General features: G+C 73.6%; 26 protein-coding genes. 10 read left to right on the top strand and 16 right to left on the bottom strand.

Annotation, left to right across the window (positions count from 1 at the left end):
* Positions 1 to 172: 172 nt before the first annotated feature.
* The 5 genes from ABZS80_RS12365 to ABZS80_RS12345 form a co-directional block, all read right to left on the bottom strand.
* Positions 173 to 718, bottom strand: coding sequence for a GNAT family N-acetyltransferase (locus tag ABZS80_RS12365; protein ID WP_355055789.1), 546 nt, complete (start codon positions 716 to 718; stop codon positions 173 to 175).
* 203 nt (positions 719 to 921) lie between these two features.
* A complete protein-coding gene (dxs, locus tag ABZS80_RS12360; RefSeq protein WP_355055788.1) occupies positions 922 to 2,868 on the bottom strand; it encodes a 1-deoxy-D-xylulose-5-phosphate synthase in 1,947 nt (648 codons plus the stop codon).
* Between the two features lie 70 nt (positions 2,869 to 2,938).
* Positions 2,939 to 4,096, bottom strand: coding sequence for an anhydro-N-acetylmuramic acid kinase (locus ABZS80_RS12355; RefSeq protein ID WP_355055787.1), 1,158 nt, complete (start codon positions 4,094 to 4,096; stop codon positions 2,939 to 2,941).
* Between the two features lie 13 nt (positions 4,097 to 4,109).
* A complete protein-coding gene (locus ABZS80_RS12350; protein WP_355055786.1) occupies positions 4,110 to 5,348 on the bottom strand; it encodes a TRAM domain-containing protein in 1,239 nt (412 codons plus the stop codon).
* Positions 5,345 to 7,408 (bottom strand): APC family permease, encoded by a 2,064-nt coding sequence (locus ABZS80_RS12345; protein ID WP_355055785.1) that lies wholly within the window; start codon positions 7,406 to 7,408, stop codon positions 5,345 to 5,347. Before ABZS80_RS12345 ends, ABZS80_RS12350 begins: the two co-directional genes overlap by 4 nt.
* A 146-nt stretch (positions 7,409 to 7,554) precedes the next feature.
* Between ABZS80_RS12345 and ABZS80_RS12340 the strand changes: the two genes are divergently transcribed.
* Together ABZS80_RS12340 and ABZS80_RS12335 are read left to right on the top strand one after the other, a co-directional pair.
* The gene (locus tag ABZS80_RS12340; RefSeq protein WP_355055784.1) at positions 7,555 to 8,220 is read left to right on the top strand and encodes a TrkA family potassium uptake protein; all 666 of its coding nucleotides are present in this window, start codon (positions 7,555 to 7,557) and stop codon (positions 8,218 to 8,220) included.
* Positions 8,221 to 8,222: 2 nt separating this feature from the next.
* Positions 8,223 to 8,912: a TrkA family potassium uptake protein gene (locus ABZS80_RS12335; protein ID WP_355055783.1), complete on the top strand. Its 690-nt coding sequence runs from the start codon at positions 8,223 to 8,225 to the stop codon at positions 8,910 to 8,912.
* A 19-nt stretch (positions 8,913 to 8,931) separates the two neighbouring features.
* Here ABZS80_RS12335 and ABZS80_RS12330 read toward each other — a convergent pair whose 3' ends face one another.
* The 4 genes from ABZS80_RS12330 to dut all read right to left on the bottom strand — a co-directional run bounded on the left by ABZS80_RS12330 (position 8,932) and on the right by dut (position 11,377).
* On the bottom strand, positions 8,932 to 9,606 hold the full coding sequence (locus tag ABZS80_RS12330; protein ID WP_355055782.1) for a DUF3159 domain-containing protein: 675 nt from the start codon (positions 9,604 to 9,606) through the stop codon (positions 8,932 to 8,934).
* Positions 9,603 to 9,983, bottom strand: a complete 381-nt coding sequence (locus ABZS80_RS12325) for an OB-fold nucleic acid binding domain-containing protein (RefSeq protein ID WP_355055781.1) — start codon at positions 9,981 to 9,983, stop codon at positions 9,603 to 9,605. The genes ABZS80_RS12330 and ABZS80_RS12325 overlap by 4 nt, the downstream gene beginning before the upstream one ends.
* Before the next feature lie 238 nt (positions 9,984 to 10,221).
* On the bottom strand, positions 10,222 to 10,854 hold the full coding sequence (locus ABZS80_RS12320; RefSeq protein ID WP_355055780.1) for a DUF3710 domain-containing protein: 633 nt from the start codon (positions 10,852 to 10,854) through the stop codon (positions 10,222 to 10,224).
* Positions 10,855 to 10,879: 25 nt separating this feature from the next.
* The gene (gene dut / locus ABZS80_RS12315; RefSeq protein ID WP_355055779.1) at positions 10,880 to 11,377 is read right to left on the bottom strand and encodes a dUTP diphosphatase; all 498 of its coding nucleotides are present in this window, start codon (positions 11,375 to 11,377) and stop codon (positions 10,880 to 10,882) included.
* Between the two features lie 86 nt (positions 11,378 to 11,463).
* Between dut and ABZS80_RS12310 the strand changes: the two genes are divergently transcribed.
* Positions 11,464 to 11,955, top strand: coding sequence for a DUF3093 domain-containing protein (locus tag ABZS80_RS12310; protein WP_355055778.1), 492 nt, complete (start codon positions 11,464 to 11,466; stop codon positions 11,953 to 11,955).
* A gap of 21 nt (positions 11,956 to 11,976) precedes the next feature.
* Here ABZS80_RS12310 and ABZS80_RS12305 read toward each other — a convergent pair whose 3' ends face one another.
* Positions 11,977 to 12,831, bottom strand: coding sequence for a hypothetical protein (locus tag ABZS80_RS12305; protein WP_355055777.1), 855 nt, complete (start codon positions 12,829 to 12,831; stop codon positions 11,977 to 11,979).
* 133 nt (positions 12,832 to 12,964) lie between these two features.
* Positions 12,965 to 13,261 (bottom strand): DUF4193 domain-containing protein, encoded by a 297-nt coding sequence (locus ABZS80_RS12300; protein WP_091269374.1) that lies wholly within the window; start codon positions 13,259 to 13,261, stop codon positions 12,965 to 12,967.
* A gap of 436 nt (positions 13,262 to 13,697) precedes the next feature.
* Between ABZS80_RS12300 and ABZS80_RS12295 the strand changes: the two genes are divergently transcribed.
* Positions 13,698 to 14,210, top strand: a complete 513-nt coding sequence (locus ABZS80_RS12295) for a LytR C-terminal domain-containing protein (protein ID WP_355056031.1) — start codon at positions 13,698 to 13,700, stop codon at positions 14,208 to 14,210.
* Between the two features lie 85 nt (positions 14,211 to 14,295).
* Here the strand turns inward: ABZS80_RS12295 and ABZS80_RS12290 are convergent, their stop codons facing one another.
* Entirely contained in the window at positions 14,296 to 15,117 is an 822-nt protein-coding gene (locus ABZS80_RS12290) for an inositol monophosphatase family protein (protein WP_355055776.1), read from the bottom strand.
* 286 nt (positions 15,118 to 15,403) lie between these two features.
* Here ABZS80_RS12290 and ABZS80_RS12285 point away from each other — a divergent pair, with 286 nt between their 5' ends.
* Together ABZS80_RS12285 and ABZS80_RS12280 are read left to right on the top strand one after the other, a co-directional pair.
* Complete coding sequence (locus tag ABZS80_RS12285) at positions 15,404 to 17,035, top strand: RNA polymerase sigma factor (protein WP_355055775.1); 1,632 nt, start codon at positions 15,404 to 15,406, stop codon at positions 17,033 to 17,035.
* A 245-nt stretch (positions 17,036 to 17,280) separates the two neighbouring features.
* Complete coding sequence (locus ABZS80_RS12280; protein WP_013284786.1) at positions 17,281 to 17,514, top strand: hypothetical protein; 234 nt, start codon at positions 17,281 to 17,283, stop codon at positions 17,512 to 17,514.
* Between the two features lie 105 nt (positions 17,515 to 17,619).
* Here ABZS80_RS12280 and ABZS80_RS12275 read toward each other — a convergent pair whose 3' ends face one another.
* From ABZS80_RS12275 to ABZS80_RS12265, 3 genes are all read right to left on the bottom strand, one after another.
* On the bottom strand, positions 17,620 to 19,353 hold the full coding sequence (locus ABZS80_RS12275; RefSeq protein WP_355055774.1) for a DEAD/DEAH box helicase: 1,734 nt from the start codon (positions 19,351 to 19,353) through the stop codon (positions 17,620 to 17,622).
* 179 nt (positions 19,354 to 19,532) lie between these two features.
* Positions 19,533 to 20,183 (bottom strand): trimeric intracellular cation channel family protein, encoded by a 651-nt coding sequence (locus ABZS80_RS12270; RefSeq protein WP_355055773.1) that lies wholly within the window; start codon positions 20,181 to 20,183, stop codon positions 19,533 to 19,535.
* Positions 20,184 to 20,223: 40 nt separating this feature from the next.
* On the bottom strand, positions 20,224 to 20,442 hold the full coding sequence (locus ABZS80_RS12265; RefSeq protein ID WP_088946800.1) for a DUF3039 domain-containing protein: 219 nt from the start codon (positions 20,440 to 20,442) through the stop codon (positions 20,224 to 20,226).
* Between the two features lie 88 nt (positions 20,443 to 20,530).
* Here ABZS80_RS12265 and ABZS80_RS12260 point away from each other — a divergent pair, with 88 nt between their 5' ends.
* Complete coding sequence (locus tag ABZS80_RS12260; RefSeq protein WP_355055772.1) at positions 20,531 to 21,460, top strand: pseudouridine-5'-phosphate glycosidase; 930 nt, start codon at positions 20,531 to 20,533, stop codon at positions 21,458 to 21,460.
* Positions 21,457 to 22,353, top strand: a complete 897-nt coding sequence (locus ABZS80_RS12255; protein ID WP_151461378.1) for a sugar kinase — start codon at positions 21,457 to 21,459, stop codon at positions 22,351 to 22,353. Before ABZS80_RS12260 ends, ABZS80_RS12255 begins: the two co-directional genes overlap by 4 nt.
* A 36-nt stretch (positions 22,354 to 22,389) precedes the next feature.
* Here the strand turns inward: ABZS80_RS12255 and ABZS80_RS12250 are convergent, their stop codons facing one another.
* Positions 22,390 to 22,746, bottom strand: a complete 357-nt coding sequence (locus tag ABZS80_RS12250; RefSeq protein ID WP_355056030.1) for a DUF3099 domain-containing protein — start codon at positions 22,744 to 22,746, stop codon at positions 22,390 to 22,392.
* Positions 22,747 to 22,852: 106 nt separating this feature from the next.
* On the opposite strand from ABZS80_RS12250, the gene ABZS80_RS12245 reads away from it, so the two are divergent.
* Positions 22,853 to 23,164 (top strand): hypothetical protein, encoded by a 312-nt coding sequence (locus ABZS80_RS12245; RefSeq protein WP_212837393.1) that lies wholly within the window; start codon positions 22,853 to 22,855, stop codon positions 23,162 to 23,164.
* Entirely contained in the window at positions 23,154 to 23,465 is a 312-nt protein-coding gene (locus ABZS80_RS12240) for a hypothetical protein (RefSeq protein WP_355055771.1), read from the top strand. Before ABZS80_RS12245 ends, ABZS80_RS12240 begins: the two co-directional genes overlap by 11 nt.
* Positions 23,466 to 23,613: the final 148 nt, after the last annotated feature.

Here is a 23,613-nt window from a genome sequence, read left to right as displayed (position 1 = left end):
GCCTTCGACGTGGCTCGTCGTCGGCGTTCGACGCCAACCGAAGGGCCGACCCGCCGCCATACGCGCACCGTATTGGGTTGCGGCTTCGTTCGCCGCTGGGCGATCTTGGTACGAAATGGCCCCTATAGGGGCCGTTTCGTCCAAGATCTAGGTCCTGGCTGCGGAGATCTGTTTACAGGTCCATCGCGTAGACCCGGACCGGGCGGCCGGTGTCCGGCTGCACGGTCTCGCGCTCCAGCGACATGCCCAGCTTGACCATCACCCGCGCGGACGCCTCGTTGCCGACGACGTGGATGCTGACCAGCCGCCGCAGGCCGAGCTCGGCACGAGTGTGGGCGACAACGGCCTGGGCCGCCTCGGTGGCCAGGCCCCGGCCCCAGTACGCGCGGCCGAGCCGCCAGCCGATCTCCACGGCCGGCATGATCTCGGGCAGGAAGGTCGGCACCGCGAGTCCGGTGAAACCGGCCAGCTCGCCGGTCTCTTTGATCTCCACCGCGTACAGGCCGAAGCCGTGCTCGTCCCAGTGCCGCTGATAGTTGGCCAGACGCTCCGCGGTCGCGGCCCGGTCCAGGGTGCGGCCGTCGTGGATGTAGCGCATCACCTCGGGCTGCGCGTTGACTGCGGCCAACCCGTCCAGATCATCGCTTTGCCAGCGGCGCAGCAGCAGCCGCGGAGTCTCCAGGGACGTGGCATCAAGGGAGCTTGTCAGGTCAGGCACTCCCCTTCGTAGCATTTCGGCGTCCACGGGGCGATGGACTGTCCGGCCGGGAACTGCCGGTCAGCCGGCCGGGAAGGTGCCGATCCGGTCGGGCCAGGTGCGGACGTCGCCAGCGGTGGCCGAGACGCAGGTCGACTTACTCATCCAGATGCCGAACGGGCGGCCCTGCGCACAGCAGGACCGCCCGTTCGACGTAGCTGGGATCAGTTCTTGGCGGTGGCCTCGTCGGCGGCCGGCTCGACGGACTCCGCGTCCAGCCCCGAGATCCACCCGGTGACGTTCCGCGCCACGTCCTGCGCCGTCAGCCCCAGATCAGCAAGGATCTGCGCCCGGGTCCCGTGCGGGTGCCAGTCCGCCGGCACACCGAGGTCCTTCACCGGCACCAGAACGTCAGCGTCCCGCATGGCCTGCGCGAGGGCGGACCCCACGCCACCGACCCGGACGCCGTCCTCGACGGTGACGACGAGCCGGTGTCCGGCGGCCAGCTCGACCAGCTCGGCCGGCACCGGACGCACCCAGCGCGGGTCGACCACGGTCACCCCGTACCCCTGCTCGGCGACCCGGGTGGCGACCTCCATGCCGAGTGCGGCGAAGGAGCCCACCGCGACCAGCAGCACGTCCTTGCGCGCCGACTCGGCCAGCACGTCCACGGGGCCGACCCGGCGCAGGGCCGGCAGGTCGGCGGCCACGGTGCCGGTCGGGAAGCGCAGGATGGTCGGGCCGTCGTCCACGGCGACCGCCTCGCGCAGCTCCTCGCGGAGGGTGGCCGAGTCGCGGGGCGCGGCGACGCGCAGGCCGGGCACCACGCCGAACACGGACATGTCCCAGATGCCGTAGTGGCTGGGCCCGTCGGGGCCGGTGATGCCGGCCCGGTCGAGCACGAAGGTGACCGGCAGCTTGTGCATGGCCACGTCGAGCAGGACCTGGTCGAAGGCGCGGTTGAGGAAGGTGGCGTAGACGGCGACCACCGGGTGCAGGCCGCCCATGGCCAGGCCGGCCGCCGAGGTGGCGGCGTGCTGCTCGGCGATGCCCACGTCGTAGACCCGGTTGGGGTACTTGCGGGCCAGGGTGGCGATGCCGGTGGGCTCGGCCATGGCGGCGGTGATGCCGACGACGTCGGGGCGCTCGTCGGCGATGGTGACCAGCTCGTCGGCGAAGACGTGGGTCCACTTCACCGACGGCGCGGCGAGCAGCTTGCCGGTCTCGATGTCGAACGCGCCGCCTGGGCCGTGCAGGCGGTCCGCCTCGTCCTCCTCGGCGGCGCGATAGCCGTAGCCCTTGCGGGTGACCGCGTGGACTATCACCGGGCCGCCGAAGTTCTTGGCGGCGCGCAGCGCCGACTCGATCGCGGGGACGTCGTGGCCGTCGACCGGGCCGACGTACTTGATGCCCAGGTCCTCGAACATGGCCTGCGGCGCGACGGCGTCCTTGATGCCCTTCTTGACGGCGTGCAGCACCTCGTACATGGGCTTGCCGACCAGCGGGGTCGAGCCGAGGGCGTCCTTGACGGTGTCGAGCACCTTCTCGTAGCTCGGGTTGAGCCGCAGCGACGACAGGTGGTCGGCGAGGCCGCCGATGGTCGGCGAGTAGGACCGGCCGTTGTCGTTGACGACGATCACCAGCGGGTTGCCGGCGGTGGCGATGTTGTTCAGCGCCTCCCAGCACATGCCGCCGGTGAGGGCGCCGTCGCCGACCACGGCGACGACGCTGCGCCTCTCGCCGCGCAGCGCGTACGCCTTGGCGAGCCCGTCGGCGTAGGACAGGGCGGTGGAGGCGTGCGAGTTCTCCACGAGGTCGTGCTCGCTCTCGGCCTGGCTCGGGTAGCCGGAGAGGCCACCGCGCTGGCGGAGCTTGTCGAAGCCCTCCTGCCGGCCGGTCACGATCTTGTGTACGTAGGACTGGTGGCCGGTGTCGAACAGGAGCCGGTCGCGCGGCGAGTCGAAGACCCGGTGCATGGCCAGGGTCAGCTCGACCACGCCCAGGTTGGGGCCGACGTGCCCGCCGGTGCGGGAAACCTTGGCGATCAGGAAGTCCCGGATCTCGGCGGCGAGGATGTCCAGCTGCTCGGCCGTCATCCGCTTCACGTCCTGCGGACCGCGGACGGTGCCCAGCAGCCGGCCGTGGTTGGCCGTGCCCTCTTCAACGCTCATGACCGAAGAGTCTATCGGCCACCCGACAGCCCGCAGCCCGGCCGTGGATCTTCCCAGGTCAGGCCCCCGATCAGGGGTTGACGACCAATCGGAGCGGCGGCGCCGGCGGGGTCGTGGCGGACGGCGGGCCGGAGGGGGCCCAGGAGCCCAGCACGGCGGCCCGGGAGGCCCCGGTGACCGAGGGGATGGCCCCGGGCAGCCCGTGCCAGGAGAGCCACCCGAGCAGGGCGAACGCGTACGCCTCCTTGGCCTGGGCCGGCACCCCCAGCTCGTCGGTGGTGCGCAGCCGCCAGCGCCCCGCCCCGAGGGCGGCGAGCCGGGCCCGGAGTGTGGGATTGCGCACTCCCCCGCCGGCGGCGATGACCTCGGTCACCCCGTGCCGGTCGCAGGCGTCGGCGACAGTTCGGGCGGTCAGCTCGGTGAGCGTGGCGAGCACGTCGTCGGCCACCGGCTCGCCCAGGGCGGCCAGCCGGTCGTCCAGGTAGCCGGCGTGGAACAGCTCCTTGCCGGTCGACTTGGGCGGGGGCGCGGCGTAGTAGGGCTCGGCGAGCAGCCGCGCCAGCAGCCCGTCGTGCACCCGGCCGGCCGCCGCCCGCGCCCCGTCGAGGTCGCAGGGGCGGTCCAGGAAGCGCCGGGCCGCGGCGTCCAGGAGGGCGTTCGCGGGACCCACGTCGTACCCGAGGACCGGCGCCCCGGGGGCGACCACGGTGAGGTTGGCGATCCCGCCCAGATTGAGCGCCGCCCGCGGCCCGCCGGCCGCGTCGAGCAGCAGCGCGTCGAAGGCCGGGACCAGCGGCGCGCCCTGGCCGCCGGCCGCCACGTCCGCCGACCGCAGGTCGTGCAACACGGGTACGCCCACCCGGGCGGCCACCCGGGCCGGCGCGCCGAGCTGGAGGGTGCCCCGCACCCGGCCCGCCTCGACCCAGTGGAAGACGGTCTGCCCGGGCGAGACCACCGCGTCGACCGCGCCACCGGCCAGCTCGACGCCGGCCGCCGCCGCCTCGGCGAAGACCTCGCCGAGGCGGTTGTCCAGCCGGCAGACCGCCTCGATGGTGGTGGCCGCCGGGGGCAGCAGCGCGCCGATCTCGGCCCGCAGGTCGTCGGGGTAGTCCAGGCTGCGGTGCCCGAGCGGGCGCAGGGTCAGTGTCTCCCCGTCCCGGGTGAACTCGGCCGCCACCACGTCCACCCCGTCGTAGGAGGTCCCCGACATCAGCCCGACGATCTTCATCGGGCCAGGCTAGTCACTGGTCGGGTGGCAGGAACAGGCCGACCAGCTCGACGTGCTGGGTCATCGGGAACAGGTCGAAGCCGCGCAGCGCGGCGAGCCGCCAGCCGGCCCCGGTGAAGGTGCGCACGTCCCGGGCGAAGGCCGCCGGGTCGCAGGCCACGTACGCGACCGCGCGCGGGCCGGCGGCGACGATGTCCCGCACCACCGGGGCGCCCGCGCCGGAGCGCGGCGGGTCGAGCACCACGAGGTCGACCGGGCCGGTGACCCGGCGGCGGGCCAGCGCGGTCTCCACCCGGGCGGCGACCACCTCGACCCGGGGCAGGTCGGCCAGGTTGGCCCGGGCGGCGTCCACCCCGCTCTGGCTCGACTCGACCAGGGTGACCCGGGCGTCGCCGACCCGGCCGGCAAGGGCCGCGGCGAACAGCCCGGCGCCGCCGTAGAGGTCCCAGGCGGTCTCGCCGGGGCGCGGGTCGAGCAGGTCGAGCACCGCGCCGACCAGGGTGTCCGCGGCGGCCGGGTGCACCTGCCAGAAGCCGGACGCGGGCAGCGTCCAGTCCCGCCCGGCGGCCACCTCGCGCACGTCGGCCGGGCCGCTGACCGGGGTGGGAGCCCCCTCGGCGTACGCGACGACGCTGACGTCGCCGCCGGTGGAGGCGACCGTCTCGACGGCGTCGGCGTCCGGCCAGCTCGCCCCGCTCGGGGTGAGCACCGGCAGCTCCTGGATGGCCGGGTGGGCGATCAGGCAGCGGTCGATCGGCACCACCTCGTGCGAGCGGTGCTTGAGCAGCCCGGCCCGGCCGGCCGCGTCGACCGCGTAGCGGACCCGCGAGCGCCAGCCGAGTTGCCCGCCCGGCAGCGCCTCGACCCGGACGCCCAGCGCGTCGACCTGGTCGTCGGTGAGCCCGCCCAGCCGGGTGAGCTGCTCGCGCACCACGGCGAGCTTCCAGTCGAGCTGGGCGGCCGGGGTGACGTGCTGGAGGTCGCAGCCGCCGCAGCGGCCCGGCTTCGCGTACGGGCAGGGTTGTTCGACCCGGTCCGGGGAGGCGGTCAGGATCTCGACGGCGTCGGCGCGGGCGAAGCCCCGGTGCAGCTCGGTCACCTCGGCCACCACCCGCTCGCCGGGCAGCGCGTGCCGGACGAAGACGACCTGGCCGTCGACCCGGGCGACGCAGTGCCCGCCCGGGGCGACCGCGTCCACGGTCAGCTCGACCCGCTGCGCCTCCTCCAGCCCGGTCCGGGCCGGCGCGGTCACGGGCGCTCCCCCGCACCGCTCTCGCCGGGCGGGGCGGACACCACCGGCGGCACGCTGGGCGGCAGAGTGCTGCGCGGGGCCACCCGGGGGCCGCGCGCCGGGCCACGGGTGAGCGTGGCGTCCAGCCGGTCCAGGTTCTTGCTGGCGGTCGAGGCGAGCTGCCAGGGCACGCTGGTGACCATCACGCCCGGCTCGAAGAGCAGCCGGCCCTTGAGCCGCAGCGCGCTCTGGTTGTGCAGCAGGTTCTCCCACCAGCGGCCCACCACGTACTCCGGGATGAAGACGGTGACCACGTCGCGGGGCGACTCCCGGCGGGTCGACGCGACGAAGTTGAGGATCGGCCGGGTGATCTCCCGGTACGGGGAGTCGATAACGGTCAGCGGCACCGGCAGCTCACGCCGCTCCCAGTCGGCCTGGAGGTCCCGGGTGTCCTTGTCGTCCACGTTCACCGTCACGGCGGTGAGCGTGTCCGGCCGGGTCGCCCGCGCGTACGCGACGGCCCGCAGGGTGGGCTGGTGCAGCTTGCTGACCAGCACGATGGCGTGGTTGCGGGCGGGCAGCACGGCGCGCTGCTCGGTCGGCTCCAGCTCGGCGGCGATCCGGTCGTAGTGCCGGCGGATGGCCAGCATCACCAGGTAGATCATCGCCATGGCGGCGATCGCGATCCAGGCGCCGAGCAGGAACTTGGTGAGCAGGACGATGATCAGCACCACGCCGGTCATGGCCATGCCGAACGCGTTGATCGCCCGGGAGCGGATCATCCGGGCGCGCGCCTCCGGGTCCCGCTCGGTGCGCAGGTGCCGGTTCCAGTGCCGGATCATGCCGGCCTGGGAGAGGGTGAACGAGACGAACACCCCGACGATGTAGAGCTGGATGAGCCGGGTCACCTCGGCCTGGAAGCCGATGATCAGCACCACCGCGAAGACGGCCAGGAACACGATGCCGTTGGAGAAGGCCAGCCGGTCGCCCCGGGTGTGCAGCTGGCGGGGCAGGTAGCGGTCCTGCGCCAGGATCGAGCCGAGCACCGGGAAGCCGTTGAAGGCGGTGTTCGCGGCCAGGAACAGGATCAGCGCGGTCATCCCGGCCACCACGTAGAGCAGCACCGAGCCGTCGCCGAAGACGGTCTGGCCGAGCTGGGTGGTGACGGTCTTCTGCACGTAGCCGTCCGGCCCGGAGACGATCTGCGCCGGGTCCTCGACGAACTGGAGACCGGTCAGCTTGGCCAGCCAGATGATCCCGACCAGCATGCTGACCGCGATGGTGCCGAGCAGCAGCAGGGTGGTCGCCGCGTTCTTCGACTTGGGGGTCTTGAACGCGGGTACGCCGTTGGAGATCGCCTCGACGCCGGTGAGCGCCGCGCAGCCGGAGGAGAAGGTGCGCAGCAACAGGAAGATCAACGCGAAGCCGGTCACGCTGTGCTCGGCGTGGATCTCCAGCCCGGCGCTCGGCGCGCGCAGGTCGTGGCCGAGGATGAAGATCCGGACCAGCCCGGTCAGCAGCATGCCGCCGATGACGATCACGAAGCCGTAGGTGGGGATGGCGAACGCGGTGCCGGACTCGCGCAGGCCGCGCAGGTTCATGGCGGTCAGCAGCACCACCGCGCTGACCGCGATGAGGACCTTGTGGGTGGCCACGAACGGCACCACCGAGCCGAGGTTCGCGACGCCCGAGGAGACCGACACCGCCACGGTCAGCACGTAGTCGACCAGCAGCGCGCTGGCCACCGCGAGCCCGGCCCGCGGCCCGAGGTTGACCGTCGCCACCTCGTAGTCCCCGCCGCCCGAGGGGTAGGCGTGCACGTTCTGCCGGTAGCTGGCCACCACGGTGAGCATCACCACGACGACCGCGAGCGCGATCCACGGGGAGAAGATGAAGGCCGACGCGCCCGCGATGGAGAGCGTCAGGAGGATCTCGTCGGGGGCGTAGGCGACGCTGGAGAGCGCGTCGGAGGCGAAGACCGGCAGCGCGATGCGCTTCGGCAGGAGGGTGTGCTGGAGTCGGTCGGACCGGAACGGTCGACCGAGGAGGAGTCGCTTCAGCAGCGAGGTGGGTCTGGCCACAAGCGCCAAGAGTACGACCACACCGCGCCGGGTGGTGGGGGTGGCTGACGGCCCGCGCGGTACGGTCGGTCCCCCGCCGGGCGCGGGGACGTGGCAGGCTCGCAGTCGACGGGCCAGCGTGCGGCACCGTGGGAGGAGCGGACACCGTGCATGTCGTGATCATGGGCTGTGGCCGGGTCGGGTCGACCCTGGCCCAGAGCCTGGAGTCCCGGGGGCACTCGGTGGCGGTGATCGACCAGGACGCGGACGCGTTCCGCCGTCTCGGGCCGGACTTCGCCGGCATCACGGTCACCGGCGCCGGTTTCGACGGCGAGGTGCTGCGGCAGGCCGGCATCGAGCGCGCCGACGCGTTCGCCGCGGTCTCCAGCGGCGACAACTCCAACATCATCTCGGCCCGGCTCGCCCGGGAGACCTTCGGCGTGTCCCGGGTGGCCGCGCGCATCTACGACCAGCGCCGCGCCCAGGTCTACGAGCGCCTCGGCATCCCCACCGTGGCCACCGTGCGATGGACGGCCGAACGCATGCTGCGCCACCTGGTCCCCGAGGGCAACGTGGAGATGTTCCGCGACCCGACCAGCACGGTGTCGATCATCGAGGTGCCGGTGCACAAGGACTGGATCGGCCGGTCCCTGCGGCACCTCGAGGAGGCCACCGGAGCCCGGGTGGCCTACCTGATCCGGTTCGGGATCGGCACGCTGCCCACCGCCTCCACGGTGGTGCAGGAGGGCGACCAGGTCTTCATGCTGGTGACCGACGACATCACCGGCTCGGTCACGTCGGTGGCGGCGGCGCCGCCCGAAGGGGGGCAGTGAGCATGCGCATCGCCATCGCCGGCGCGGGCAACGTGGGCCGGTCGATCGCCCAGGAGCTGATCGACAACGGCCACCAGGTGATGCTGATCGAGCGGCAGCCCAAGATGCTCCGCCCCGACCGGGTGCCGGCCGCCGACTGGGTGCTCGCCGACGCCTGCGAGCTGGCCAGCCTGGAGGAGGCCAACCTGGCCGGCTGCGAGGTGGTCGTGGCCGCCACCGGCGACGACAAGGTGAACCTCGTGGTGTCGCTGCTGGCCAAGACCGAGTTCGCGGTGCCCCGCGTGGTGGCCCGGGTCAACCGGGCCGAGAACGAGTGGCTCTTCACCGAGCAGTGGGGCGTCGACGTCGCGGTGAGCAAGCCGCGGGTGATGGCCGCGCTGGTCGAGGAGGCGGTCACCGTCGGCGACCTGGTCCGGCTGATGACCTTCCGCCAGGGCGAGGCGAACCTCGTCGAGATCACCCTGCCGCCCACCGCGCCCTACGTCGGGCAGCCCATCCACGCGGTGCCGCTCCCCCGGGACGCGGCGCTGGTGGCGATCCTGCGCGGCAAGCGGGTGCTGGTGCCCAGCCCGGACGACCCCATCGAGGCCGGCGACGAGCTGATCTTCGTGTGCACGGCCGCCGTGGAGGACGAGGTCCGGGCGGTGATCCTCGGCCCGCCCAGCGTCGAGCGCAAGCGGAACCGGTCCTGAGCGACCGCCGCCCGGGGGCTCAGGCCCCCGGCAGCGGCTCCGGCGCGGGCTCCCGGGTCACCCGGCGCACCACCCAGACGGTGATCAGCAGCAGCAGCGCGTACGGCGGGTAGCCCAGGGCGAGCCGGGCCACGCCCAGCGCGGTGTCCTGGTGGGCCAGGTAGAGCCCGGCCTGCACGCCCACCTTGGCCAGCCACACCACGCCCCAGAGCACGGTGAGCTGGGTGAAGGTGCGCACCAGCCGCGGGTCGTCCCGCCACTCGGAGCGGCCCTTGGCCACCAGCACCGACCAGATCCAGCCGACCAGCGGCTGCCGGATCGCCGCCGAGAGCAGCAGGGCCAGGCCGTACCCGATGCCGTAGAGGATGCCGGGCAGGTAGAAGTCGCGCTCGTCGCCGGTGCGCCAGGCGATGGCCGCACCGATGGCGATGCCGAACAGGCCGTTGACCGCGTGCCGCACCGGCCGGCGCTGGGCCAGCCGCAGCCCGGCGATCAGCAGGGTCACCGCCACCGAGGCGATCACCGCGGGACGCAGGTCGCCCACCACGTTGGCGATCACGAAGACCACCACGGGGATGCTCGACTCGACCAGACCCCGCCAGCCGCCGAGCTGGTCGGCCATCTGCTCCGCGATGCTGGGCAGCGGCGCGTCCTCCGGCCCGAGCTCCGGCTCGGTGTGCTGTCCGGTCGTCACTTCGGCGACTCCAGCTCGTAGTACGGGTTGTAGATCACCTTGCGGTCGTCCCGTACGGCCACCCGGCCGCGGGCGGTCAGGTGCCGGCCCGGCTCGATGCCGGCGATGTGCCGCCGGCCCAGCCAGACCAGGGTCACCACGTCGCTGCCGTCGTAGAGGTCAGCCTCCAGCGTGGGCAGGTTGGTCCGGGGCGTGTAGACCACCGTGCGCAGCCGCCCGCTGACCGAGACCACCTGGCCGCGCATGCACTGGCGGGCCGGCATGCCGCCACACTCGGCGCTCTCCCGTTGCAGCTCCTGCGCCTCGATCTCGGCCTCGCTCGCGGTGAGCCGTTGCAGGAACCGCCGCAGCGACACCCGGCTCTCGTCGGTCGTCATGACCTCCGCGTCACCTCTCCACCCCGGCCGGCCCGCGCCGGCTCCCTGGATCGGCCGGCCGCGCCGGCGCGGCCCCGCAGATGGCGGAACCGTCCCGCCAGCGTACGCCGATCCGGCACGCCGGCGGGACCGGCGTCGGGGCGTACCGCCGCCGGGGTCGGACGCGCGACGGGCCCGGCGTCGCCGGCGTCACGCCGACTCGACCGGGCCCGGATCGCGGTGCTCAGACCTCGCGCTGTTACGGCGCGCCCTGCTCGGCCTGCTCGGCCATTTCGCGGGGCAGCCGCAGCGGCAGCGGCTCGCGGACCGGCTTGGCCTCCGGGCCGCGGTCGACGACCAGGCCGTCCAGGCAGGCCGCGAGAGGGCCGGCGGCGTCGGGGCTGGTGGCGGCCGCGCCCTGGTAGACCCCGCGCACCATCCAGCGCGGCCCGTCGATGCCGACGAAGCGCAGGTCGGTGATGCCGTCCGGGGTGCGGACCCGGGCCCGCAGCTCCGTGCCGTACTCCCCCTCGACCTCCTGGGCGGCCGCGCCGTCGTTGAACAGCGACTGCCGGATCTCCTCGCGCACCTCGTCCCAGATGCCCTCGGAGCGGGGGGCCGCGAAGACGCCGAGCTGGAGGGCGTTCTCGCCGTGCACCAGCACCACCTGCTGGATCACGCCCTGCGGGTCGGCCTGCACCCGCACCTCGACCTCCGGGACCGCCGGGATCTGCAGGCTGCCCAGGTCGAGCCGGGGCGCGTCGGGCGCCTCGGCCAGGTCGTAGGGGCCGCGGGCCGACGGCTGCGGGGTCTCCTCGGTGTCGAGGACCCCGGTGTCCCGCTCGTCACGCGCGTGCCGCGCGCCCTCGGCCCGCTTACGGGAGAAGATCACTGCGCCCACCCTCCGCTGTTCGCACTCACCCTGCCACCTCTTCCGTCCGCCCGCCCGCCGGAGCCGGGACCAGCCCGGCGTGCCCGCCGGTGGAGCCGTGCCCGCCGGTCCCGCGCCGGGACGCGGGCAGCTCGACCACCGGCTGGAACTCGGCCCGGGCGACGCGCTGGACCACGAGCTGCGCGATCCGATCGCCCCGGCTGATCTTCGCCGGCGTGTCCCGATCATGATTGATCAGGTTGACCAGGATCTCACCCCGGTAGCCGGCGTCGACCGTACCGGGCGCGTTGAGCACCGTCACGCCGAGCCTGGCCGCCAGCCCCGATCGGGGGTGCACCAGGCCGACGTAGCCCTCCGGCAGCGCGATGGCCACGCCGGTCGGCACCAGGGCCCGCCCGCCGGGCGGCAGCTCCACGTCCGCGGCGGCCACCAGGTCCGCGCCCGCGTCGCCGGGATGGGCGTACGCCGGCAGCGGCAGTTCCGGGTCGAGCTGCCGCACGGGCACGGGTACGACGTCTGTCACGGTCATCCTCTTCCGTCCGGTCCTTGCGGGGGTGCCCCTGCCATCCTGCCGGTTCGGCGGCCGGCCGCGCGCCGTACCCTCGTGATGTGCGTCAGTCGTCATCCTCGGCCGCCCCGGTGGCCGCCGCTCCCGACTACTCGGAGCGCCTCGGGCTGCCCTGGTGGGCCTGGCCGGTCGGCCTGGCCCTCGCCGGGCTGCTCGCCGCCGAGCTGTGGATGGGCGCGACCGGCGTCCGGGCCTGGCTGCCGTTCGTGCTGCTGCTCCCGGCGGCGGCGGCCACGCTGTGGTGGCTGGGGCGGATCCGGGTCGAGGTGCGGGCCGGTGAGCTGCGGGTCGACGACGCGCACCTGCCGGTGCGCCACGTCGCGGACGCGGTGCCGCTGGACGCGGCCGGCCGGCGCGAGGTGCTCGGCGTCGGCGCCGACCCGCTCGCCTTCGTGGTGCAGCGCCCCTGGGTCGGCGGCGCCGTGCAGGTGGTGCTGGACGACCCCAACGACCCCACCCCGTTCTGGGTGGTCAGCTCGCGCCGCCCGGTCGAGCTGGCCGCGGCCCTGATCGCCGCTCGCGACGCCGCCTGACCCGCCCGCGTCGTCCCCTGGTCAGGGGTGCGTGCCGGGCAGGGCGCGGGCCTGGTGTCGGAGGTCCTTGCGGAGCTGGTCGCCGAGGGTGCGGGTGGCCCGCCGGTTGAGGTAGCCGGCCACCGCGGCGCCGGTCAGGAACGGGCCGAGCGTGGTGAGGTTGCGGCCGAAGCGGCGCAGCAGGCTGTCGCGCAGCTCGCGGCGGGCCGCCGTGCCGAGCACCGCGCTGACCCCGACGCCCGGCATCATCGGGTTGACCCCGCGCTGGGTGGCCCAGGACTGCACCAGCGACACGGCCCGCTGCGAGCCGCCGGCGGGCAGCGGCAACCGGTGCACCTCGTGCAGCTCGCCGATCAGCTTCAGCTCGATCGCCACGACGGCGACCGTCTCGGCGGCCAGCAGCACCGGGGCGGACAGCAGGGTCGGAGTGACGGCCCACTCGACCGCGGCCACGCCTCCGCCGGCCGCGCCGACGCCGGCGGTGGCCCGGGACGCGTTGCGGATCAGCCGGTCGGCGAGGGCCTCGTCGTCCAGGCCGGGGAAGTGCTTCCGGAGCGTGGCCAGGTCGCGGATCGGCACGCGCGGGGCGATCTCGGCGACGGTGTCGGCCATCCAGCGGACCGCGGCCTTCGGCTTGTACAGATCGGTGAGGCCGCGGGCGCGGGCCTGGCCGACCAGCCGGGTGAGCAGCTGTCGACGGCGGGCCGGGGGGAGATCGTCGGCGGTCAGCGCGGCGACGGTCGCGCCGAGCTGGTCGGCGTCCGCGCCGGGCGGCGCGGACTCGCCGGCGCCCGCGGGAGGCGTCGCGTCGGTCGGCCGGTCGGTGCCGCTGTCGTCGGCGCCCGGCCCGTCGGCCCGCTCGCTGCGCTCGCTCACCCGTCCGCCCTCCTGCTCCGCGCGGGCGTCATCCCCGCCGGTACGAGTCAAGCAGCTTCCGGCCACCACCGCACGGCGGGTCGATAAGCGGCGGCCCCGTCGAGGAGGCCGCCGCCGGTGTCTCGGGTCGGGGTCAGACGCACTCGCGGCAGATCAGCTCGCCGTTGCGCTCGACCGCCAGCTGGCTGCGGTGGTGGACCAGGAAGCAGCGGGCGCACCGGAACTCGTCCTGCTGCATCGGTAGCACCTTGACCGTGAGCTCCTCGTCGGCCAGGTCGGCGCCGGGCAGCTCGAAGCTCTCGGCCACCTCGGCCTCGTCGACGTCCACGGCGCCCGACTGTGTGTCGACGCGCCGGGCCTTGAGCTCTTCCAGGCTGTCCTCGCCGAGGTCGACCTCGTCGCGACGCGGGGCGTCGTAGTCGGTGGCCATCGGTTTCACTCTCCCATATCGATATGGTCGCTTCCGGTTGTAACGCCGGACGACGCTGTTTCGGTTCCGCTGGCCGGCCACCAGAAGTGTCGGTCACCCGACCCGACCCCTCGTGGGCCGGGACCGCCAGGAAGGAACTCCCCAGCGAGCGCGGAACCTTACCCCCCCTTTGGGCGAGGCATGTATACCGCCCTCGCGGCAGAGATGTACGCCCCTGCGCCCGAAGTTGTTCCCAATGTGACTCAGGCGACACGAAGATAGGGGTAGTAGTACCCGTTCCCCCGGTGGCGCGCCGGCATGTCGGACTGTTTCCACGCGACGGCCGGACAACCGTTAACCTCAGCGGCGTACTCGACGGCCGGCGGGGCGGACCGACCGCCGGCGGCCGCCGCCACCCAATCACGTCCGGGGAGCGCCCAGAATGAGTTTTGCACGAGTGCGGGCACTCGTTGTCGTCGGACTGCTGGCGGTCATCGCCCTGGTCATCGTCGTCGTCGCGGTGGTCCGCGACACCCAGAGCAAGGCCGGCACCGCCGCGGACTGCCCCGAGGGCTGGCCGATCGCCGACGTTCGCCTGCGCGAGCAGAAGGACGTCAAGATCAACGTCTACAACGGCACCGAAGAGGCCGGGCTGGCCGGCAGCATCGCGGACGACTTCCGCAACCGCAAGTTCCAGGTCAAGAAGGAGGCCAACGCCCCCAAGGCCGTGGTGGGTGTGGCGGTGCTGCGCTACGGCCCCAAGGGTGTCGGCTCCGCGCACCTGCTGCGGGCCTACTTCCTCAACGAGGCCAAGCTGGAACCCGACCTGAAGCGCAAGGACGACACGGTCGACGTGATCCTGGGCGACCGCTTCCAGCAGTTGGCCACCACCACCGAGGTCAACCAGTCCCTGGGCGACCTCGGCTCGCCGCAGGCGCCGACCGGCACCTGCGCGGGCCCGGTGAAGTAGCCGGCCGTTCGGCCGACCCGCCAGCGCGAAAGAGTGGCCTCCCCCGGCGGGGCGGCCACTCTTTCCGTACGTCCGGGCGGACCGGTCACGGGCCGCCGGAGGCGTCCAGGGCGGCGAGCCGGCTGTGCAGCGGCTCGTGCAGCGCCGGCGGCGCGGCGAGCACCAGGTCCGGACCGGGCGGCCGGCCCGACAGCCCGGTCACCAGCAGCCCGGCCTCCCGGGCGACCAGCCCGCCCGCGGCGAGGTCCCAGGCGGCCAGCCCCTTCTCGTAGTAGGCGTCCACCCGGCCCTCGGCGGCCAGGCAGAGGTCGAGCGCGGCGGCGCCCATCCGGCGGATGTCCCGCACCTGCGGGATCAGCTCGGCGACCACCCGGGCCTGGTGCGCCCGGCGCCCGGCGTCGTAGCCGAACCCGGTCGCGACCAGCGCCTGCCCGAGGTCGGTCTCGGCGGAGCAGCTCAGCCGCCGCCCGTCCCGCCACGCGCCGCCGCCCGCCGTGGCGGTCCACTCCTCGCCGGTGGCCACGTTGCGCACCACCCCGGCGACGACCTCGCCGGCCACCTCTGCCGCCAGGGACACCGCGCAGTACGGCAGCCCGTAGAGATAGTTGACGGTCCCGTCGATCGGGTCGACGATCCAGCGCACCCCGTCCTCGGCGGCCGGGCCGGTCTCCCCCGCGCCGTACTCCTCGCCCAGCACGGCGTCGCCGGGGCGCAGCGTCCGCAGCGCCTCCAGCACCTGCCGCTCCACCGCCCGGTCGGCGGCGGTGACCACGTCGGTGACGGTGCTCTTGGTCGCGGCGACCGAAACCCCCTCGGCCCGCATCCGGTGCGCGGTGGCCGCGGCGTCCCGCGCCACCTCGACGGCGATCGTGAGCAGTTCCTGCGGCGTAGGTGCCGAGGCGATCATGTTCGTCCCCTTCCGGCACGACGCGGACCTGCCGGTTCGTGCGCGGGTATCATCCTTACAAAGTCCACAACTGCGCCTGATCGGTGGTCCGTACGGCCGGTCCGCCGTGCGGCGCAGGATGATCGCGGCAGACGGCGTTACAATTCACCCTGCCCACGCGCCACGGACCGCCAGCGACCGGCCGGCCCGGGACACGGGGGTCCCTCAACGACATCGCCCGACACCGCGTTCCTTGCCGTGCCGGACGACCCGGCCGTGCTCGCTCTTCGCCTCCGGAAGGTCATTCGTGACAGAACCCCGCCAGCCCGGCGCCGACGTTCGCTCGCTCACCGACACCCTGATCGCCCACGCGCAGAGCGCCGGCGGCCAGCTGACGTCGGCTCAGCTCGCGCGCACCGTCGAGTCCGCTGAGGTGACCCCGGCCCAGGCCAAGAAGATCCTCCGTGCGCTCTCCGAGGCGGGCGTGACGGTGGTCGTGGACGGCTCCGCGAGCACCCGCCGCCGGGTGGCCGCCGCCCGGTCCGCCACCCCGGCCTCCCGGGCCACCACCGCCAAGACCACCAAGAAGGCCGCCGCGCCCGCCCCGAAGCAGGCCCCGGCCGCCGAGGAGTCCCCGGCCCCCGCCCCGCGGAAGGCGACGGCGCGCAAGGCCGCCGGCACCATCGGCTCCGCCACCGGCACCACCGCCGAGGTGGCCGCCAAGGCCGCCGCCCCGGCGAAGGCCACCAAGACCACCCGCGCCACCAAGGCCACCGTGGCCGCCAAGAACGCGGCGGCGAAGCCGGCCAAGGACGGCGCGAAGGGCGAGGGCGCCGAGGGCGAGATCTCCCCGGAGGAACTGGCCGCCGAGATCGAGGACGTGGTGGTCGAGGAGCCGGCCGAGCTGACCCAGGCCGCCGAGGCCGACGCGGCCAGCTCCGCCACCGACAACGACTTCGAGTGGGACGACGAGGAGTCCGAGGCGCTCAAGCAGGCGCGCCGGGACGCCGAGCTGACCGCCTCCGCCGACTCCGTGCGGGCGTACCTGAAGCAGATCGGCAAGGTGCCGCTGCTCAACGCCGAGCAGGAGGTCGAGCTCGCCAAGCGGATCGAGGCCGGCCTCTACGCCGCCGAGCGGCTGCGCGCCGCCGACGAGGGCGAGGAGAAGCTCACCCGCGACATGCAGCGCGACCTGATGTGGATCTCCCGGGACGGCGAGCGGGCCAAGAACCACCTGCTGGAGGCCAACCTCCGGCTGGTCGTCTCGCTGGCCAAGCGCTACACCGGTCGCGGCATGGCCTTCCTCGACCTCATCCAGGAGGGCAACCTCGGCCTGATCCGCGCCGTCGAGAAGTTCGACTACACCAAGGGCTACAAGTTCTCCACCTACGCCACCTGGTGGATCCGCCAGGCCATCACCCGCGCCATGGCCGACCAGGCCCGCACCATCCGCATCCCGGTGCACATGGTCGAGGTGATCAACAAGCTTGGCCGGATCCAGCGCGAGCTGCTCCAGGACCTGGGCCGCGAGCCCACGCCGGAGGAGCTGGCGAAGGAGATGGACATCACACCGGAGAAGGTGCTGGAGATCCAGCAGTACGCCCGGGAGCCCATCTCGCTCGACCAGACCATCGGTGACGAGGGTGACAGCCAGCTCGGCGACTTCATCGAGGACTCCGAGGCCGTCGTCGCGGTCGACGCGGTGTCGTTCTCGCTGCTGCAGGACCAGCTCCAGCAGGTCCTCCAGACGCTGTCCGAGCGCGAGGCGGGCGTGGTACGCCTGCGCTTCGGCCTCACCGACGGCCAGCCGCGCACCCTGGACGAGATCGGCCAGGTGTACGGCGTGACCCGGGAGCGCATCCGGCAGATCGAATCCAAGACCATGTCCAAGTTGCGGCACCCCTCGCGTTCCCAGGTGCTCCGCGACTACCTGGACTGACCGGCACGCGTCAACCAGACGTGTCGGTTTGATCACCAGCCGTAGAACACTCACCGGTGACCTGACGGTTGCCCGTTTGTGATCGTTGACGTGGCACCCTTGGTGCACGGCACACTGTCTCCCACGCCAGGTGTGACCTCCGTCCCCGACGGGCACACAGGGAAGGCAGGGCCCGAGAAGGGTGTTGCACGATAGGTGAGCAACCGAAGAGAGTGTTCATCGGTGACGACCAGAGGAGGAAGGCGATGACCCCGACCCTCACGCCGCCGCCCGAGACGGTGAGCCCCCCGGCCGCCGATGAACGGTGCGACCGCTGCAATGCTGCCGGCAAGCTCCGGATCACTCTGGCGGGTGGGAGCGAGCTGGTGTTCTGTGGGCACCACGCGAACAAGTACGCGGAGGATCTCGTGAAGATCACCGTGCGCTACGCGTCGGACCCCGAGTTCAGCTGGCGTGGCGCCGATCTGATGGCGAACTGAGTACGAAGAATCCGCAACTCGACATAAAGCCGGCCGGAGGTCCCTGGGGACCTCCGGCCGGCTTTTGCGCACCCACCCCAACCGTCCGGCCGGGGGCCAGACCGGTCAGAGGGTCTGGACCGTGGCGATGCGTTCTTCGAGCTGCTCGATCGTTGCCTGGGCGCTGGGCGGGCCGCCGCAGAGGCGGCGGAGTTCGGCGTGGATCTTGCCGTGGGGCTGGCCGGTGCGGTGGTGGCGGGCGGCCACCAGGGCGTTCAGCTGCCGCCGTAGGGCCACCCGGCGCTGGGCGGCACTCATCGGTGGCGGGGCCGCCGGCGGGGCCGCAGCGGCCGGCTCAGCGGCCCGCTGGGTGGCCCGGCGCCGCTGCGCGGCAAGCTGCTCGGCCTGCCGCTTGGTGAGCAGCATGGAGACCTGGTCGGCGGTGAGCAGCCCGGGCAGGCCGAGGTATTCCTCCTCCTCCGGGGTGCCCGCCTGGGCGGCCGTGCCGAACGAGGCCCCGTCGAAGATCACCTGGTCCAGCTCGGCGGTCGCGGAAAGCGCGGCGAACCGCTTCTCCAGCTCGCCGCTGGCCTGGTCGTCCCGCTGGGCACGCTCCAGCAGGTCGTCGTCGAGGCCGTCGGAGTCCTTCGGCTTGCCGAGCACATGGTCCCGCTCGGCCTCCATCTCGCTGGCCAGGCCGAGCAGGTGCGGCACGCTGGGCAGGAAGACCGAGGCGGTCTCGCCGGGGCGGCGGGCCCGGACGAACCGGCCGATGGCCTGCGCGAAGTAGAGCGGGGTGCTGGCGCTGGTCGCGTAGACGCCGACGGCCAGCCGGGGGATGTCGACGCCCTCGGACACCATCCGCACCGCGACGAGCCAGCGCTGTTGGGAGGCCGCGAACGTCGCGATCCGCGCGGAGGCGCCCTGGTCGTCGGAGAGCACCACGGCGGCCTTCTCACCGGTCACCTGCTCCAGCAGCTTGGCGTACGAGCGGGCCACCTGCTGGTCGCTGGCGATCACCAGACCGCCGGCGTCGGGCATGCCGTTGCTGCGCAGCACGGTCAGCCGGGCGTCGGCGGCACGCAGCACCTGCGGCATCCAGTCGCCGGCCGGGTCCAGCGCGGTCCGCCAGGCCTGCGCGATGAGGTCCTGGGTCATCGGCTCGCCCAGCCGGGCGGCCAGCTCCTCCCCCGCGTTGGTGCGCCACCGGGTCTCCCCCGAGTACGCCAGGAAGAGCACCGGCCGGACCACGCCCTCGCGCAGCGCGTCGGAGTAGCCGTAGACCGAGTCGGCGCGGGAGCGGAGCAGCCCGTCCCCGCCCCGCTCGTAGCTGACGAACGGGATCGGGTTGTCGTCGGAGCGGAACGGCGTGCCGGTGAGCATCAGCCGCCGTACCGCGGGCTCGAAGGCCGCCTTGACGCCGTCGCCCCAGGTGCGTGAATCGCCGGCGTGGTGGATCTCGTCGAGGATCACCAGGGTGCGCCGCGTCATGGTGCGCCGCCGGTGCACCTGCGGCGCCATGCCGACCTGGGCGTACGTGACGACCGCGCCGTGGAAGTCGGCCGCGGAGTGCAGGTCGGCGTTGCGGAAGGCGGCGTCGAGCTGGATGCCGACCCGGGCGGCGGACTCGGCCCACTGGGTCTTCAGGTGCTCGGTCGGCGCGACCACGGTGACCGCCTCGACGGTGCCGTCGTTCAGCAGCTCGGCGGCGATCCGCAGGGCGAACGTGGTCTTGCCGGCGCCGGGCGTGGCGACCGCCGTGAAGTCGTCGGTGCGGCGGCGCAGGTACTCCACCATCGCCTTGCGCTGCCAGGCACGCAGGGGCGGGAACGTGTCGAGCGCCGGCAACCGCGGTGCCACGCGTAGCTCCTCTCCGACCGCACGACGGCGGACCCGGGCCGAGGGCCACGGGTGCGGCCGCCCATGAAAAGGCCCTCGCGCATCCGGTGCCGCGAAGGCCGGCTCAGCATAACCAGCGGGGGCCGTCCGCCCCACTCGACGCCACGCTGGTCACATCCGCCCACCCCGGCGCGCGGGGCTCAGACCTGCGGTCCCCGGGCGCCGGTGCGCGGCGGTCGCATCGCGGGCACCGGGGCGGACCAGCGGCGGCGCAGCGACACCAGGCGCAGCGCGAAGACGAAGACGGCGGCGACGGTCAGCGGCACCGCGGTCGCCGCGTCGTACGCCGACAGCAGCGCCACGGCGATCGACCCGGCCAGCGCGGCCACGGCGTAGATCTCCCGGCGCAGCACCACCGGGATCTCGCCGGTGAGCAGGTCGCGGCCCAGCCCGCCGCCGATCGCCGTGAGCATGCCGATCATGCAGGCGCCGACGGCCGGCACGTGGGCGTCGAGCGCCTTGAGCGTGCCGGTGACGGTGAACAGGGCGAGACCGGCCGCGTCGAGCACCAGCACGGTGGTGCGCAGCCGGGCGAACTGGGGATGCAGCCAGAAGATGGCGGCGGCGGTGACCGCCGCGGTGACCGCGTACCGCCAGTCGGCGAAGGCGAGCGGGGGCACCTCGTCGATGACCAGGTCGCGGAAGATCCCGCCGCCGAGGGCGGCGACGACGCCGACGAAGATCACCCCGAAGAGGTCGAGCCGCTTGGCCACCGCCGCGGAGGCGCCGGAGGCCGCGAAGACCGCCACGCCGGTGAGGTCGGCGAAGAGCAGGGCGGTGGAGGTGGTCACCGCCGCAGGTTACGCGGGCGGCCGGGGCGGCCGCCCCGGATCACTCGCGGTACGAGTCGTAGATCTCCTTGCACTTCGGGCAGACCGGGGAACCGGGCTTGGCGGCCTTGGTCACCGGAAAGGTCTCGCCGCAGAGCGCCACCACGTAGGTGCCCATGACGGCACTCTCCGCGATCTTCTCCTTGCGGACGTAGTGGAACATCTCCGGGCCGGTGTCGGCGTCCTTCAGCTCGGGACGCTCGAGAACCTCTGTACTCACGACTACACCTCCAACGGTCCAGTTTTGCAGGTCGATCCGGCCCGGTCCACCTGGGCCCGCGCCGGAGGCGGCCCGTACCGTAGCCGAAGTGACCAACTTTCACATCAGTCTCGGCACCGAGGTGGCCGACGCCCTGCGCGACGGGCGTCCGGTCGTCGCCCTGGAGAGCACCATCGTCTCGCACGGCCTGCCCCGACCGGACAATCTTCGCGTCGCGCGTCAGATCGAGCAGGCGGTCCGGGACGCGGGGGCCGTTCCGGCCACCATCGGCATGGTCGCCGGTGAGCTGATCGTGGGGCTGGACGACGCCCAGCTCACCCGGCTCGCCACGGTCGACGGGGTGAGCAAGCTCTCGGTGCGCGACCTGGCCGTGGCGGCCGCCACCGGCGCGGACGGCGCCACCACCGTGGCGGCGACCAGCGCGGTGGCCGCGGCGGCCGGGATCGGCGTCTTCGCCACCGGTGGCCTGGGCGGGGTGCACCGGGAGGCCGCGCAGACGTTCGACGAGTCCGCCGACCTGGTCACCCTGGCCCGGACCCCGATCGCGGTGGTCTGCGCCGGGGTGAAGTCGATCCTCGACGTGGGCGCCACCCTGGAGCGGCTGGAGACCCTCGGCGTGAGCGTGGTCGGCTACCGCACCCGCCGCTTCCCCGGCTTCTACCTCACCGACGCCGGCTTCGACCTGGACTGGTCGGTGGAGTCGCCGGAGCAGGCGGCCGACGTGCTGGCCGCCCGCCGGGAGCAGGGCGTGCACTCCGGCGGGCTGATCGTGGCGAACCCGCTGCCGGTGGACGAGCAGCTCGACCCGGCGCTGCACGACCGCACCCTGGCCACGGGGCTGGCCATGCTGGCGCGCGACGGGGTGACCGGCAAGGCGGTGACCCCGTTCCTGCTGGCCCACTTCCACTCCGCCACCGAGGGCGCCAGCCTGGCGGTGAACGTGCGGATCATCCTGCGCAACGCCGACCTGGCGGCGCGGATCGCGGTTGCCGCGGCGACCCGCCACACCCCGGCATGAGCCCGGCACCCCGCATCGTCGTCGTCGGCGACGTCATCACCGACGTGCTCGCGGTGCTCTCCGGTCCTCTGGCCACCGGCTCGGACACCGCGGCCGGGATCCGGTTCAGCGGCGGCGGCCAGGCGGCCAACACCGCGGCCTGGCTCGCCGGCCAGGGGGCGGACGTCACCCTGGTCGCCGCGGTCGGCGACGACGAGACGGGCCGCGAGCGGGTCGCCGAACTGGAGCGGGTCGGGGTGACCTGTGCCGTGGAGCGCCACGAGGGCTACCCGACCGGCACGGTGATCGTGCTCACCCACGACGGGGAGCGGACCATGGTCAGCCAGCGCGGGGCGAACCTGCGGCTGACCACCGGGCACGTCGACCGGACCGTCGCGGCGGCGCCCGACGCCGGGCACCTGCACCTGTCCGCGTACACCCTGCTGGACGTGGGGTCGCGCGGCGCGGGCCTGCGCGCGCTGGCCGCCGCCCGCGAGCGCGGGCTCACCACCAGCGTCGACGCGGCCTCCGCGGCCCCGCTGCGGCGGGTCGGCACGGCCTTCCTGACCTGGGTACGCGACGTGGACCTGCTGCTGGTCAACACGGACGAGGCGACCGTGCTGGCCGGCGGGCTGGACCCGGCGGCGCAGGCCCGGGCCCTGACCTCGGTGGCCCACCGGGTGGTGGTGAAGCGGGGCGCGGCCGGCGCGGTCTGGGTGGACCGGACCGGGCTGGTCGAGACGGCCCCGGCGCCCGGGGTGGCCGTGGTGGACGTGACCGGGGCGGGCGACGCCTTCGCCGCCGGCCTGCTCACCGCCTGGCTGGCCGGCGCGGACCCGCGCGCGGCGCTGGCCCGGGCCGGCGATCTCGGCGCGCTGGCGGTCACCACCGTCGGCGCGCGGCCCCAGCCCTGACGGCGGACCGGTCCGGGCGGCTGCCGCCCGGGCCGGTCAGGGCTCGGCGTCGATGACCTTGTGCGGGCGCTCCTCGGCGGTGAGCGACATGGGCGGGGTCTCGTCGCGGTGGCGGGCCTGGAGCTTCCCGGCCAGCCGGTGCTCCTCCTTGGGCGGGCGGTCGTTGGCCAGCAGCACCGCCAGCCAGGGGATGAGCACCATCCCGAGGGCGCAGAGCGGCAGCCACAGCCAGAGCAGCGGTGCCTTGACGCCGGCCAGGACCGCACCGAGCACCAGGCACGCGACCCGGATTCCCATCATCAGCACGTAGCGCTTCTGCCGGCTGGTGAGCTGGTCGTCCTGGCTGCGCGAGGCGTCGGTGATCAGGATCGGCTGGTACGCCTGACGCTTCACCACGGACCTCCTCAAGGGATTACTGCTCATCCTGTCACCCTCGACGGTTGATCGGCGAAAATCGTGACAAGGGCGGCGCGTGTTACGTGCGTGGTACGCTGCGTCCGTGGGGAACCGGTTCAGCTTCACCGACGAGGCGTTGGCCAACCTGCGGGTCTACGACGTCACGCCCGGGGAAGTCTGGGAGGCCCTGCACAGCACGCGGCGGGTCATCCGGCACCTCGGGGACGACGTCATGGTGGTCTACGCGACCGACCACCGGGGTCGACGCCTCGCGGTGCTGCTGGCCGAGGCCGACGGCAGCGACAACGACTGGGACATCCTCTCCGCCCGCGAACTGAGCGACGTCGAGGCCAAGCGCTACGACGACGCGGTGCGGAGGTCACGCCGACGAGGAGGCGGTCACGATGCACCGTAACGAGGCGACCAAGCGGTTCCACGACGCCGGCGACGCGCTCGCCGACCTGATCGACGAGACCCAGCCCGCGGAGCTGCCCATCCCCGACACCGACGTGCCGATGGTCAGCCGCTCGGTGCGCCTCCCGCTGGAGACGTACGAGCGGGTCCGGTTGGCCGCCGAGGCACGCGGCATCGGGGTGACCACGCTCATGCGGCAGTGGATCGAGGCCGGCCTGGCCGACCTCGACGAGTCCGCCACGGTCTCCCTGGCCGACGTGCGCCGGGCCCTGGCCGCGCTGTCGCGCCCCACCGCCGCCTGAGCGTCAGGCCTCCGGGCCGCTGCTCTCCGGCCCCGTCCGGCCGAACGGGGAGGCCGACATCTCCGGCGGGCGCAGCAGCGCGGCACCGCGTTCCTCCACCGTGCCACCCCCGTCCGCCGCCCTGGGCTCCCAACGACCGGGCCGCCGC

The sequence above is a fragment of the Micromonospora sp. NPDC005305 genome, from assembly GCF_040607315.1.
In the GTDB taxonomy this organism is placed as follows: Bacteria; Actinomycetota; Actinomycetes; order Mycobacteriales; family Micromonosporaceae; genus Micromonospora.
The sequence above is the reverse complement of the archived record's forward strand: the minus strand, read 5'-3'. Positions and strand labels throughout refer to the sequence as shown.

Excerpts from the sequence above, each read along its gene's own strand:
- ABZS80_RS12325 (WP_355055781.1), bottom strand. The coding sequence starts at position 9,983 with ATGACGACCGACGAGAGCCGGGTGTCGCTGCGGCGGTTCCTGCAACGG.
- ABZS80_RS12335 (WP_355055783.1), top strand. The coding sequence starts at position 8,223 with ATGCGCATCGCCATCGCCGGCGCGGGCAACGTGGGCCGGTCGATCGCC.
- dxs (WP_355055788.1), bottom strand. The coding sequence starts at position 2,868 with ATGAGCGTTGAAGAGGGCACGGCCAACCACGGCCGGCTGCTGGGCACC.
- ABZS80_RS12240 (WP_355055771.1), top strand. The coding sequence starts at position 23,154 with ATGCACCGTAACGAGGCGACCAAGCGGTTCCACGACGCCGGCGACGCG.
- ABZS80_RS12255 (WP_151461378.1), top strand. The coding sequence starts at position 21,457 with ATGAGCCCGGCACCCCGCATCGTCGTCGTCGGCGACGTCATCACCGAC.
- ABZS80_RS12300 (WP_091269374.1), bottom strand. The coding sequence starts at position 13,261 with ATGGCCACCGACTACGACGCCCCGCGTCGCGACGAGGTCGACCTCGGC.
- ABZS80_RS12280 (WP_013284786.1), top strand. The coding sequence starts at position 17,281 with ATGACCCCGACCCTCACGCCGCCGCCCGAGACGGTGAGCCCCCCGGCC.
- ABZS80_RS12355 (WP_355055787.1), bottom strand. The coding sequence starts at position 4,096 with ATGAAGATCGTCGGGCTGATGTCGGGGACCTCCTACGACGGGGTGGAC.
- ABZS80_RS12290 (WP_355055776.1), bottom strand. The coding sequence starts at position 15,117 with ATGATCGCCTCGGCACCTACGCCGCAGGAACTGCTCACGATCGCCGTC.